The 13,594-nt window shown below is 44.7% G+C and carries 13 protein-coding genes; 1 reads left to right on the top strand and 12 read right to left on the bottom strand.

Annotated features, from left to right (window positions below):
- Window positions 1–134 precede the first annotated feature (134 nt).
- Genes UFB30_RS04140 through UFB30_RS04130 form a run of 3 tightly spaced genes read right to left on the bottom strand, consistent with a single transcriptional unit; the run spans window position 135 to window position 2,733 of the window.
- Window positions 135–902 (bottom strand): REP-associated tyrosine transposase, encoded by a 768-nt coding sequence (locus UFB30_RS04140; RefSeq protein WP_322420410.1) that lies wholly within the window; start codon window positions 900–902, stop codon window positions 135–137.
- A gap of 58 nt (window positions 903–960) precedes the next feature.
- A complete protein-coding gene (locus UFB30_RS04135; RefSeq protein ID WP_322420409.1) occupies window positions 961–1,956 on the bottom strand; it encodes a YheC/YheD family protein in 996 nt (331 codons plus the stop codon).
- 54 nt (window positions 1,957–2,010) lie between these two features.
- Window positions 2,011–2,733, bottom strand: coding sequence for a hypothetical protein (locus UFB30_RS04130; protein ID WP_322420408.1), 723 nt, complete (start codon window positions 2,731–2,733; stop codon window positions 2,011–2,013).
- Between the two features lie 195 nt (window positions 2,734–2,928).
- Here UFB30_RS04130 and UFB30_RS04125 point away from each other — a divergent pair, with 195 nt between their 5' ends.
- A complete protein-coding gene (locus UFB30_RS04125; protein ID WP_322420407.1) occupies window positions 2,929–3,144 on the top strand; it encodes a hypothetical protein in 216 nt (71 codons plus the stop codon).
- Window positions 3,145–3,358: 214 nt separating this feature from the next.
- On the opposite strand, the gene UFB30_RS04120 is transcribed toward UFB30_RS04125, so the two are convergent.
- From UFB30_RS04120 to UFB30_RS04080, 9 genes are all read right to left on the bottom strand, one after another.
- Window positions 3,359–4,168, bottom strand: a complete 810-nt coding sequence (locus UFB30_RS04120) for a carbohydrate ABC transporter permease (protein WP_322420406.1) — start codon at window positions 4,166–4,168, stop codon at window positions 3,359–3,361.
- Window positions 4,169–4,182: 14 nt separating this feature from the next.
- Complete coding sequence (locus UFB30_RS04115) at window positions 4,183–5,064, bottom strand: carbohydrate ABC transporter permease (protein ID WP_322420405.1); 882 nt, start codon at window positions 5,062–5,064, stop codon at window positions 4,183–4,185.
- 69 nt (window positions 5,065–5,133) lie between these two features.
- Window positions 5,134–6,405, bottom strand: a complete 1,272-nt coding sequence (locus UFB30_RS04110) for an ABC transporter substrate-binding protein (RefSeq protein WP_322420404.1) — start codon at window positions 6,403–6,405, stop codon at window positions 5,134–5,136.
- A 24-nt stretch (window positions 6,406–6,429) separates the two neighbouring features.
- Complete coding sequence (locus UFB30_RS04105) at window positions 6,430–7,332, bottom strand: AEC family transporter (RefSeq protein ID WP_322420403.1); 903 nt, start codon at window positions 7,330–7,332, stop codon at window positions 6,430–6,432.
- 21 nt (window positions 7,333–7,353) lie between these two features.
- Window positions 7,354–8,784, bottom strand: a complete 1,431-nt coding sequence (locus tag UFB30_RS04100) for an aldehyde dehydrogenase family protein (protein WP_322420402.1) — start codon at window positions 8,782–8,784, stop codon at window positions 7,354–7,356.
- A gap of 21 nt (window positions 8,785–8,805) precedes the next feature.
- Window positions 8,806–9,546, bottom strand: coding sequence for a GntR family transcriptional regulator (locus UFB30_RS04095; protein ID WP_322420401.1), 741 nt, complete (start codon window positions 9,544–9,546; stop codon window positions 8,806–8,808).
- A 28-nt stretch (window positions 9,547–9,574) separates the two neighbouring features.
- Window positions 9,575–10,906, bottom strand: a complete 1,332-nt coding sequence (gene sftI / locus UFB30_RS04090) for a sulfoquinovose isomerase (protein WP_322420400.1) — start codon at window positions 10,904–10,906, stop codon at window positions 9,575–9,577.
- A gap of 3 nt (window positions 10,907–10,909) precedes the next feature.
- Window positions 10,910–12,928: an alpha-glucosidase gene (locus UFB30_RS04085; RefSeq protein ID WP_322420399.1), complete on the bottom strand. Its 2,019-nt coding sequence runs from the start codon at window positions 12,926–12,928 to the stop codon at window positions 10,910–10,912.
- 5 nt (window positions 12,929–12,933) lie between these two features.
- Window positions 12,934–13,593 (bottom strand): DUF4867 family protein, encoded by a 660-nt coding sequence (locus tag UFB30_RS04080; RefSeq protein ID WP_322420398.1) that lies wholly within the window; start codon window positions 13,591–13,593, stop codon window positions 12,934–12,936.
- Between the last annotated feature and the right edge of the window lies 1 nt (window position 13,594).

Here is a 13,594-nt window from a genome sequence, read left to right as displayed (position 1 = left end):
CTCCTCTATACAACTGAATGGATGAAGAAAAATCTATTACTAAATACCTGCAAATTGATTAATGTCTATTATATCAGAGTGATGGGAGAAAGTGGACTGGGAGCGAAGGCAGGGTCTGTCCCTGCCTTCGCTATTCAAGCTTTCCAAACAATCGTAATAGCAATTCCCACGATCCTGGAAATTTGGTTTGCGGTGAATTCTTTTTTCAGTTGTTTGAGGATTTCGTTTCTTTCTTTTACTGGCAGGTGCTTAATTTGGGATATGTTGATTTGGGGAAATTTTGATTGAATGAGGTTAAGAACCTCGGTGTCGGTGTAGTAGGGTTTTGATGTGGATTTTTTCTGGGGAAGGTCATAAACAGATTCTGTATACCTTTTGAATTTCAAGACAGCTTTTAGCGGATCCTTTGAGAAATAATTCAAAATTCCTTTTGTGTCAGTCAGATGTGCAAATAATGAATCACTCTGATAATAAGCTCGACAGCTGCTCCATTTATAATCAGATGGCAAGGAAGTAATCAAACTTCTTACAGGATTCTGATGCGTATATCGGATCACTGTATGTAAATATAAAATGGTCTCAATCGGCTTGCTATAAAATCTGCCTTCATAAGTGTGACCTGTACCATAATGTTTCTTATTCATATACATACTAAAACTTCCATTAACTCTTTGCATAATTTTAGATATCGATACTTCCTTTTCCCTGATAACCAAATGAACATGATTGTCCATCAGGCACCAGGCATAAAGCTCAAACCCCGTTTCGCTTTTCACCTTCTGAATCTTGCTTAATAAGTAATGCCGGTCCGCGTCATCATAAAAAATTAACTGTCTATTATTTCCGCGAATCGTTACATGATAAATACCGCTTTTACTTTTCTGCCTTGGTTTTCTAACCATGTTGTACTCCTTTCTTTTTGGGTGTGGTGAGCGAAGGCAGGGTCTGTCCCTCCCTTCACTACCCCTTCAAAGACAACGCATAAGGTACAGCGAATTTTTCTACCAGGGCTTCAAATGGTCTGGTTCCCGGGAATGCGTTCACTTCGTAAAGGTAGTAATCGCCTTCGCTGGTTAGGCAGATGTCGAGGCCGAGTGCGTCTATTTTAAAGCCGAGGATGGCTTCTGTTTGTTCGGCCACCCGGATGGCATTCTCTTTCAGTTTTTTGCTGATTAGATGGTGTTGATCACCGAATTGAGTTTTTAAAAAGGGTTGGATATAGCTGATAGAGGAGCCTTGGCTTACGTTTACAATCGGATTTTTGTTTAAGCCAATGGCTGCATAGTGAAAGATGGCTTTCCACTTACCCGTGCCATCTTTCCCTACATAACTGCGGATAACATAGGGATCTCCAGCCTGTGTAGTTGCTGTAAACTTAGGCTGGATATGAAAAAATTCATTTACATGAAGGTTAAAGAAGCTCTCGGCCTCTTCTTTGTTAAAACGGTTGACGGTTCCTTCTGTATCTGTCACCAGCAAATTGTTCTCTTTTTGCTCGATGATGTACATCCCATCCCCCTTGTGCCCCCTGTTTGGCTTCAGAAAAATCTGTTTAAACTGAGCTAATGCCTGTTCCAGGGATTGAAAACCCTGATATGTAATCGTCGGAATCGAAAATGCTGACAAATAAGGGTTCTCTGACATCCTTCGCTGAAAAGTTTTCTTATTGACCCCAAACCTGTGAGTCGTAAAAGGAATACCCGACTGCTCAAGCCTTTCGTAAAGTTTTTCATCCTTTTTCAGAGGCACATCATTATAGACGACGTCCGGAAAATAAGACACACTATTAACCCAGTCGCCATGCTGCAGGGTCAAACCCCTGATCAGACGATTTTCAAAATCAATGCCCGATGCCTGAAAGAAAATCACCTCTGCTTGGTGCTCTTTTGCAATCAATGCTGCCACCATATCTTTTGTCATTGGGCTCACATACCTGCGTAATAGTCCAATTTTCATTTCTCCACTCCTTTCCAGCGAAGGCAGGGTCTGTCCCTGCCTCCACTCCCCCCCTCACTCAACCGGAACCAGGCGAACTGCCTCATGGGTTTCAACCTGGTCTCCTTCACTTGCAAAGAAGACGTAGTCGCCGCTTCCGACTATGCTGTCTCCGAGGATGGTATTTACGAGTAAATCGCCACTGGCACTGTAGACGATAAAGTTGGACCCTTCTCCAAGATTGGTTGCCTGATATCGTCCGGGTGGTACATCCATTCCGACGATGAATTGTCCGGCAGTTAATTCGACCGGTTGACCGGCTGCCTTTAAAATGTCTCCTTCAAGCTGAGCTAACTCATCCTGCTTTGACAGAAGCACTTCATCCAATTCTGAGATTTCCGATTGAAGAGATGTTAGCTTTTCATTTTCCTCTTCTAATTGTTCAGCAATGTCTTCACGGCCCGCTGTAAGTTCACTTTCCAACGTTTCCTCAACGGCATTTAATTCCTCCTGCAGACTTTCTAAATCACTTTGAACAAGCTCACGTTCATCCATAACCTTCATCGCATCAGCCAGCTCATCCTGAAGATCACTTAATTCAGATGCAGTCTGTTCATTGGTTTCCAGCATGTCTGCAAGCTCTTCCTCAAGCAGCTTCTTCTCATTTACCAGCTCATCATAACCAACCATTTCACCCTGCAGCTCCGTCTCCGCTCCAGTCGTACCAACCGCACTGCCAGCTGCAAAAGTCCCGGCTACAATCCCAATCCCACCTGCCACCTTCCAGATTGTCCTCATATTTCAGCCTCCAGTCATCTGATTTACCTATGAATGACCGAACCACTAAACACAATTAATGTATAATTCTACATAATTCAGCAAAAACCTTCTTGAATTTTGAAATTATGTCCTTTCTCAAATTGTAAAAATCACAATACATTGGTAAGCTGACGCTAAATGAATGAAAACTGCTTTTAAAAAGGAGAATTGATAATGGGAAAATTTGAAGAAATCGAAAAGCGGCTTCGCGTACTGAAACTGGCTCATGAAGAAGGCCTTTTACAAGATAAGGACCTAAATAACATTCAGCAGTTAATCAATGAGCTTTTTGTAAAGCTGAGCCAGCCAGAAAGTAAACGAAGAGATTACAGTGCGCTTTTAGAAGAATATGATTTAGAGGAAGAAGATTTGTCAGGTTATTATGGGTAAAAAAAGGAGAGCGAAGACAGGGTCTGTCCCTGCCTTCACTCTCCCCTGCCTTCACTCCCCAAAAACAGGCAAAACCCTCAACACACACCCAATCCCCAAAACCACACATACCACCGTAACCCAAACCGACACACTCATCAGCCCAACACCAGCTGATATTAGAAACAATGCCAGCAGGATCCAGCTCAGTTCAAGATTTGGTTTTGTCATAGTATCATCCTTTCACTGATCCGGCAGTGATACCTGCGATGAAGTAGCGCTGCAGGAAGATGTAGGCGATGATCATTGGTGCTGATGCGATCAGAACGCCTGTGAATAGTAATGGATAGTTTGTTGCGTATTCTCCCTGGAATTCAAGTAGTGCGAGCGGGAGTGTTTTGTAGTCGTTATTTGTAATGAATAGTAACGGATAAAGCAGGTCGTTCCAGTGCATCACGAAAAGGAAGATCGCTGTTGCTGCCAGTGATGGTACTGATAATGGCAGCGCAATTTTGTAATACATTTTCCATTCGTTTGCACCGTCGATTGTTGCTGCTTCGAATAGTGATTTTGGCAGTGATTTCATGAATCCGCTCAGGATAAAGACGGCTACCGGCAGTGTGACTGCTGTATTTACCAGAATTAATCCAAGCAGGCTGTTTGTCAGACCGAGGTCAAAAACCAGCTGGTAGAGCGGGATCATATTTACCTGCGCCGGCACCATCATACCGATTGTGAATAGTGAAAAGATCACAACACCGATCCACCCGAACATTCGCGTGACACTGTAAGCAATAAAGCTTGCAAGGATCAGCGTAATAGATACTGAGAACAATGTGACAATGACACTGTTCATAAAATATTTCGCCATTGGCTGTTCTACAAAGATAGATACATAGTTTTCAATACTCCAGCTGCTTGGCAATCCCATAATGTTGCTGAATACTTCTGCTGTTGATTTGAACGTTGTAAAGATGACCACCAGCATTGGCACAATGATTGCTGCAGCAAATAAAGCTAATAAGATATATCGAATGATTTTCATATGCTGAGCTCCCCCTATTCCTGTACTCTGCTTGCGCGCAGGATTCTGAATTGTGCAACGGTAATGATGGCGATCACGATCATGAAGATAACAGACTGTGCTGAAGCATATCCGAATTCAAAGCTTCTGAACGCCGTCGAATAGATCAGCGTTGCCAGGATTTCAGTGGAATAGTTGGGACCCCCACGAGTCATGGCAAAAATTAAGTCAAAGGCTTTAAACGATTGAATCGTTGTATAAGCCATGACGATTGTCGCTGATGGCGCAATCATTGGCCACGTTACATGACGGAAACGCTGCCAGCGGTTGGCTCCTTCAATATCAGCCACTTCATACAGATCTTCAGGAATTGCCTGAAGGCCTGCTACAAATATAATCAGCATCTGTCCGGTATGGAACCATACTTGCGTCACGGCCACTGAATAGATGGCAATGTTCTGGTCTCCAAGCCAGCTTTGCTGCAGGAATTCCAGGTTCAGTGAAGATAATACAGTATTCAGGATCCCGATATTCGGATCATAGATAAATGTCCAGATAAACGCGACAGATACTGAGCTCAGAATGGTCGGGAAGAAATAAAGTGCCCTTAAGAATACATTGGTGCGTGTATTTTTAATTAAGAACATCGCAAAAAGTAATGAGAATCCAGTCTGAAAGATCAACACAAACAGCATGAACTTCAGATTGTTTGTAAATGCTTTAAAGAAAATCGAGTCATTCGTTATGATTTGTATGTAGTTTTCAAAACCGACTACATTAAAGTCAGGTGATAAACCGTCCCAGTCAGTAAATGAGTAAATGATCGCATTCAAACTTGGTACGATGAAAAAGATTGAATATAAAATTAAGCCCGGCAGCAAAAATAGAAACAATACTTTATTTTTTTTGAAATGCATGGGAGTCCCCCTCACTCTTATCAGAAGAATGGGGAGAGAGAGCCTCCCCATTTTTTATTTAACTAAGATTTATTCGATATTCTGATCTACAATCTGCTGTGCTTCCTCTGCAGCTTCTTCTGGTGAAGCGCCGCCAAGAACGGATTGAATTGAAGCGATAACCGCTTTTTCAACGTCTGCATTCGGAATCAGGTAACGTGGCTGGAAGCGTGTGTTGCGATCCATCCACTCAGAAGCAGAAGACAATTCTTCTGACTCGTATTCAACATCATTGACAGTAACGTGCTGACTTGTTTCGTTTGCATACGTTTCTGCATGCTCTGTTTCAGAAAGGAACGAAACAAATTCTTTTGCCGCTTCTTTCTTCTCAGAATTCGCATTTACTGCAAGCATAAACGTTGTTGTATTAATCCCTTCCCACTGCATTTCATCTTCAGCTACAGTAATTGGTGCGATAAGACCAAGGTCAATATCGGGGTTAATTTCTTTAATACCTGCCATGGCATAGGAGCCGGTAGCAAGCATTGCCGCTTCTTCATTTGCTACAAGAGAGATCGCCCCGTTGTGATTTGTACCAAGAGAGTCCTGATTCAGATAACCAAGGTCATTCAGCTCCTGGAATTGTGACAGCGTCTTCACCCACCACTCGTCTGTGAGCTTCGCTTCTCCTGCCATCAGCTGATCGAAGATGTCCTCTTCAGGTGCATTGTTCATCATCATTGGATTCATGAACTGGCCGGGACCAATATCTGATCCAGGGAATGCGATCGGTGTGTAACCTGCATCAAGAAGTTCCTGACAAAGTGCTAAGAATTCATCCCAGCTCTTAGGATTTGGATCAAGTCCAAGTTCTTCGAATAATGTTGCATTATAGACCGGCTGGTTAAATACAAGCTGCAGTGGAAGCGCCAGTTGCTGACCATCCTCAGACTGCCCTGCTGTAATCAGCTGCTCATTATAATTGCCAACAAATTCTTCACCGCTCAGGTCTTCAAAAAGTCCTGCACGATTGATGATTTCAAATTGTGAGCCTGGAAAACTTGTAAATACATCCCCTGTTGAGCCGTCACGCAGTAAAGTTTGAGCGGTTGACTGATACTGCTCAGATGGATAAATCGTCATATCAACTGAAATATCCGGATTTTCTTCTTCAAATTGCGAGATCAGCTCATCAAATACGGCCTTATCTTCTCCACGCCAGTGAATAAAGCTGATGGTTGTTTCTCCCCCATCACCTGATCCGTTTGAAGAGCCGGCTGTATCATTTCCCCCTGAACCGCCAACACATCCTGCTAAAATAGCTGAAACCGCTAAAGAACCTGCAAGCAATGCCTTTTTCATTTAAATTTCCCCCTTGTTCTTAAATTAAGTAGTGAGCCACAAAACAATTGGAACCGTTACAACACTCAATACTGTTGAAAACAACGTGACCCGTGATACAAATTCCGGTTTTGCTCCATATTGAATCGCAAACATCGTCGTATTTGCAGCTGCAGGTGTAGCAGCCATGATAATCATAATAGCTGCAGTCAATTCATCAACCGGCAGCAGAAGCGTCAACCCAAGCGCTACAATCGGTGATAGAACCAGTCTCGTAATTAACGCTACTGATAAATTCTGAGGATCTGAGAATTTCCACGGGATAGAAGCGAGCTGCATCCCGAGTATCAGCATAATCGTCGGAATTGCCGCATCTGCAATGAGATCAATTGCATTAAACAGCGGAATGGCCAGCTGAACATCGGAAAGCTGTAATGCCAGACCCGCAAAAGCACCATAAGCAATTGGCATTCTGACAACCGCTTTTAACGCAGGCTTTACTGACCCGCCACTCTCAGAGCCCCTGGCTGCAGTGTAAATGCCGACTGTGCTCATCAGCAGCTGCTGGATCACCATCAGCATGATGGCAACATCAAATCCGGCTGAGCCGAATGCGAACAGAATGACAGGCGTTCCATAGTTCCCGTTATTCATAAAGGCACTCGATAGTACCAGCGCACTGATCTCTTTTTGCTGTAAGCGTCTAACCCGGCCATATAAGTAAACGCTTCCAATTAGAATGAAGCAAAGACCTGCAGCATACAGACAAAGGTACAAAAATTCCTCCTGGATTGGCTGCGTGTAAAACGTCCTGAATGCCAGAAAAGGTGACATCAGATACAGCGCCAGTGTTGAGGCAGTCTTTGTATTCAGCTGTAGATGCTTTTGTCCGAAAAAGCCGACTGCAAAAATAATAAAGATTGGTGCAATGACTGACAGAACATTCATTGACTGAAACCTGTCTCTGCCTTACAAGTTAAAGACAATGATTTTTTCTTCCATCATTTCCTCAATTGCATATTTAGGACCTTCTTTTCCACTCCCGCTCATCTTCACACCACCATAAGGCATATGATCTGCACGGTACATGGATGCATCATTGACGATCACGCCGCCGACATGAATCTTCTTAGCCGCTTTCATTGCAAAGCTTAAGCTCGAAGTGAAAAGTCCTGCCTGCAGACCGTAATCTGAGTCGTTTACTTTTTTAATGACTTCGTTTTCATCGTCATATGTTTCGATCGAGAAAACCGGACCGAATACTTCTTTTTTACATACTTTCATTGAAGACGTTACATTTTTAAGGATCGTCGGCTGAACATAAGCACCGTCCCGCTTTCCGCCGGTTACAAGCTCTGCACCTTCATGTAATGCTTCATTTATCCATTCTTCCACGCGTTCAGCTTCACTTAGACGGATCAGAGGACCGACATCCGTTTGATCATCAAAAGGATCTCCCGTTACCAGCTGCTCTGTCTTCTCTTTTACAAGTGACAGGAACTGCGCTTCCACTTCTTTATGAACAAATACGCGCTGGACTGAAATACATACCTGGCCGGCGCTGTTAAAGCTTTTCTGAACAACCAGCGATGAAGCCTTTTCCAGATCAGCGTCACTGTGAACCACAGTAGCTGAATTGTTTCCAAGCTCAAGGGATACTTTTTTCATCCCGGCTTTACTTTTCAGCAGCTCTCCTACTCTCGGGCTCCCTGTAAATGTGAGCATGTTGACATCAGGATGAGCAAGGAATGCTTCACCAATCACTGCTCCGTCCCCGGTTACATACTGCAGACGTCCATGTGGCAGCCCAGCTTCAAGCAATAATTCCACAAGCTTCAGTGAACAGATTGGTGTGACTTCTGCAGGCTTCAGCACCACACTATTCCCTGCTGCGAGCGCCGGTCCGATTTTGTGACAGACAAGATTCAGCGGCACATTAAATGGTGTAATCGCTGCAACCACACCAACCGGCGATTTGATTGTAAATGCGAGCCTGTTTTCTGAACCGGGTGCTGATTCAACCGGAACGCCCTCACCGTGGATGCGTTTTGCTTCCTCAGCTGAGATCTCAAGCGTCAGTGCCGCACGTTCCACTTCAACACGGGCATCCTTAATCGGTTTACCGACTTCTGCTGTGATAATCTGTGCAATCTCCTCTTTATTTTCCAGTAACAGTGCTGATGTTTTACTTAATACCTTGTAGCGGTCATAAGGACCCCAGTCATTCTCCAGTGCCTTTTTAGCTGATGTGACCGCTTCATCCACGTGTGTTTTGGATGCAACTGAAATTTTCGCATAATCTTCCTGATTTGATTTATTCACTACTGCCATCGCTTCTTCTGTCTCAACCCATTGATGATCAATGAGTAATCCATATTGCTTTAAAGTCGTGCTTTCCATATGCGTGAACCTCCAGTCTGGTTACCGGTGCAGATCAATGGTGTAATGATACTGATCTGACCGGTATTTCGTCTTCGTGAGCTCAAGTGGCTTTTCATTCAGTCCAAAACTTAATCGCGACATTTCAAGTAACGCTTCTCCCGGTCTGATCCCGAGCAGATCAGCCTCATGCACCGTTGCATTAATGGCTGAGATTTTATCTTTAGCCCGGTTCAGAAAAATCCCGTTGCGCTCCAGGATTTCATAAAAGTGAGCATTATCCAGGTCTTCATTCATCAGAATTTCTCCAATGTGCGGCGGCCAGCATGAGCGTTCAACTGCAAGCGGTATGTCATCAGCAAACCGTACCCGCTCCACGAGATAAATGTAGCCATCCTCCGGCACACCGAGAATCGACTTTTCTTCAAAAAGGGCATTCGTTTTTTGCGCCCTGATCAGCTTCGAACGCGGCTGCATGCCCCGGTCCATGACTTCTTCAGCAAAGCCTTTCAGCTTTTTCAGGCTTCCTACAATTAATGATGGACGGACAATTGTACCGCGTCCCTGCTTTTTCTCAAGCAGGTTTTCCTGAACGAGAATCGAAATCGCCTGGCGAATCGTCGTCCGGCTGACATCAAATTCCTTCATCAATTCCTGTTCAGTCGGAATCAGATCCCCTGCGTTCCAGATTTTCTGTTCAATCCGGCTGATCAAGATATCCTTCACCTGGAGATAGAGTGCTTCCCCGCTGGTTGCATCCAGCATATTTGGCGGTCTCGCCATGACTTTCACCTTCTTTACTACTTATTCCTTACACGACATCAACCGGTATATTCATGACCTTGCCAAGGCGTTTCACTTCATCTACCACATCAGCATACACAATTGCATAATGCGGTTCATAGCCTTCACCCATCAAGTGATCCAGCGTTTCTCTTACATCCTTTTCAATTTCAACCTCTACAGACGTCCCATTAAAATGCTGAGGACGGTCAGTCGCTTTACCTCTGAATACAAGGAACTTAAAGTTCTCACCATCATAATGGAGTCTGAAGATCGTGACATTTCCTGCTTTTAACCCGAATTCCATTGTCATTCCGAGCTTTCTGTTCGGATGAACCCCGGCAGTTGCACCGGTTGCCGGGCTTGCCAGTGAATAAGCTGCTGCACCGCAGTGCCAGAACACAAATGAGTTATGTTCTTCATCTACGTGGACCAGGTCTCCAAGATATGGTGCGGATCCTCCGCTCAGCTCCTGTAAAATAAACATCGACACTGAGCCGTGAATATCTGATTCACATGACGACACAACCCCATGCTCTGTAAATTGACTAAGCGTACTGCAGGCAGCCGCTCCAAGCTCTGTGAAAAAGTCCGGCCAGCATCTGATCGCAAGTGCTTCAATGTCACGCTGCTGGATCTGCTCTTCTACATATGTGTAGAATTGTGCAAATCGCGTGACCGTTTCATCTGATCGGTTTAAACCGATCACCTGCTTTTCAGCAAGTGCAATCGCAGGTTCATAAGCTGCCTGCTCAATTTTTTTACTTTCATTAAAAGCGTGATACAGATCCATCGCCTCCACTGATACACCTGTCTTTTCTTTTAACAGCTGCTCATCTGTATCAGAGAAGTAAAAGCCTGGCGGATGATCGCCTATGACACCGATCTTCAGATTCTTCAAACGGGTCTGCGTTTTTAAAACAACCAGACTTCTTTTCAAATCGGTGATACATCTTTCTTCATCCGGATTGCCGAAGATGAACTGAAACGGATGCTTTTTGACCTTCATCAGGTTGCTTGTACTGTTACCACCTGTTAACGAATTCAGTCTCAGACGTCCTCCAGTACTCGGCTCGCGAACCGACCAGACAACGACCGGCTCCCTGCGCCATTTTGTCACTTCATCGGGAAATTCCGCATCAGCAAATGTCGTACTCTGATACACAATCGCATCAAATGACTGACTGTCCACCTGTGTTAAATATTCTCTCAACTCATCAACTGAAGAAAGCAGACGTCCAGGCTCTTCAACCTGCGCGACCTCCTGTAACTTTTCAACTGATAAAGCTCTATATTCTTCTGCTGCTTCATTATCAAAAGTTTTTCGACTAATTGGCAGATATAAAATTGAATAAGTCACTGATTAGTCTCCTCTCAAGCTTGTAAACTCTTTTGCCCAGCTGGATTGTGCTGAATAAAACACCGGCGGCTCACCCATCTCAGCCTTCACCTCATGTGCACCCTGCGAAAAGCGATCGCCGGTCCACACATGAATCCATTCTCCTTTTGGCAGATATACTTTTCTGGTCACAGCGCCTTCTTCAACCACAGGCGCCACCAGCAGATCTTCTCCTAAAAGGAAGCTGTACTTTTCATCTGTTAACTTCTCATCTCCCGGATCTTTTAAAAGCAGAGGACGCTGTACCGGAATGCCTTTATCATAATACTCAGCCAGCACATGCTTCCTGTAATCCGTCAGCTTTCTGAACCATTCAGTTGTTTTAGCAAAATGATGCAGTGTTTCAAGATCATCATCAAACTGCGCACAGTCATAAGGACGATTTCCTTCATGCGACCGCATAACCGGTGTGAATGCAGACATTTCAGCCCAGCGGAGTAAAAGCTCTTTGCTTCTCTTTATACCGTGGAGTGAGGTATATCCACCAACATCACTATGGTGCACACCCATACCTGAGAACCCTGCAGACAGTGCAGCCGGTATGACAGATCTGATCCCGTCATCCACTGACCAGTCAACTGACTGATCACCGCCCCACAGCAACGGGCAGTATTCCTGGATCCCTGCATAACCCGCTCTCATAAAGAACACAATCTCATCAAGCTTTCCTGCTTCTTTGATTGCCTCATGATTACACTTCGCCCAGAGTACCGGCCAGTGGTTATGCATCTCCATCGCTGACTGTCCGGAGTGTAAAATCACATCCGTTGGCAGGTACTCCCCAAAGTCAGCCATCCAGCCGCTCAGCCCGAAGTCAATCAGATACGTTTTGATGACCTGCTTATACCACTCAAAGGCTTCCGGATTCGTGAAATCCACAACCCCGCAGTAAAATTCCCCAAAGTCGACTAAGTACGTATCCCCTTCACTGTTCAGCGCAAAATAACCATGCGCTTCAGCTTCTTTAAACAGTGCACCTTCGACTGCAATATAAGGATTAATATAGCCCATAAATCGCGTACCCCTGCTGCGCCACTTTTCCATATATGCAGGCAGTTCCGGATACAGATTCTGATCCCACTGCCAGTTCCACATCAGCCTTTTACCAAAAGAGGTAATGCGCTCGCCCTGCCAGTCCTGCACCCATAAAGCAGAAACATGAACACCTTCATCAACCGCCCGCTGCCACTTCTCATCCACCGTCTGCGTGCCACCCTGGATACCGAGCATAATCCCTTCATTGACCCACTCAGGAAGCTTCGGGTTTCTGCCATAAAAGTCAGAGACCTTCTCCACACAATCCTGAAGCGATTCTCCTCCAAGAATGGTGATACGGTTTGGCACACCCCATACTTCAAGCTCATGAAAATCCGGGTGCTCAAAATTGAAATCCGCATAGCACGTCGTATCCACCTGCACTGCGTAATGCCTTGAAGAGATGAAGCTCGGCTGAGGATAATTCGTATGATAATAATCCCCGCCTGCCATTCCGGTCACATCCGCCTGCCAGGTCACATAGGTGTTCTTATTTCTTCCTACACCAGGCTCAGATGTCCAGAGCGGAAAGTTCTTACCGCGCAGATTAAAATGTGAAAGCTGCTCGCCGCATCCGTATACCGCTTCTTCCGGAGAAGCCTGCAGCCTGATCCAAAAACGGTTATATAATGAAGAAAGTGATTCAAAAGAGAGTGTCACCTGCTGATCTTTTACTTCAGCAGTCATTTTTATAACAGGCTCCTGACCTGCCGCCGAGAAAAACAGCTCATCATTTTCCTCTTTCACAAAACGCAGCGCCACTCTTTCTTCCAAACGGTCCTCAATCCTGAAGTTCCCTCTGTACATCTCCACTTTCTCATGACCGGTTCCCGCATAAATGAATGGTTTGGTCGTAATATGCTGAAATAGGTTATGACCTTTCCGTCCAAGCGTCCACTCATTTTCACCTGTCTGTACAGAAAAGCTTTCCTGCCTGGTTGTCTCCATAACACTTACCCCTTTACATGCTTGATCTCATGATTCTTACCTGCCAGCCCGACTAACGCACCGCGCTGCTTCATTTTTTCATGCTCCTCATGAATCAGCAGCCACTTATTCTTAGCAAATACATACGGAAATGCTTCACCTTCCTGATCCGTGTTCGTTCCTTCCGGCAGAATCACAATACACTTAAACCCTTTATCACTCACACTCGCCGGGGCGAAATGAAGCGTTGTACTGTAGACTTCTATCACTGTTCCTTTTGGAATAAAGAAGGCTTTCAGGTCGTCCGTCTGATACTGCCGGTTCTCAATTCTTCTGCGATCTCCTAAGAATAGAATCAAATCAGTACAGGCAACATTTACTTCACTGCCATGATGAAATTCAACCGCATTCATTTTTGCAGTATTGCCATTACAATAGCCTGCCTGAACCGGGAAGCCACCGTAAATGTGTTCCTGTATATAAGCAGTGATTGCTAGTGCCTCAAGCTCCTGATCACTGGCGACATATACATTCCCTTCCTCAGGTACTTCTTTATTGGTCATCACTTCTTCAAAGCTCTCAGCTGGAATCTCCAGCACCTGCCCGTATAATGAAAAAGCAGGATCACTTACATGCTTAATGTCTATCTCAGCATTTATTTCGTTCAGTTGATCCAGTAAAGACATA

This window comes from Jeotgalibacillus haloalkalitolerans (assembly GCF_034427455.1).
In the GTDB taxonomy this organism is placed as follows: domain Bacteria; phylum Bacillota; class Bacilli; order Bacillales; family Jeotgalibacillaceae; genus Jeotgalibacillus; species Jeotgalibacillus haloalkalitolerans.
Note: the sequence above shows the minus strand (reverse complement) of the source record. Positions and strands in the feature narration are given on the sequence as shown.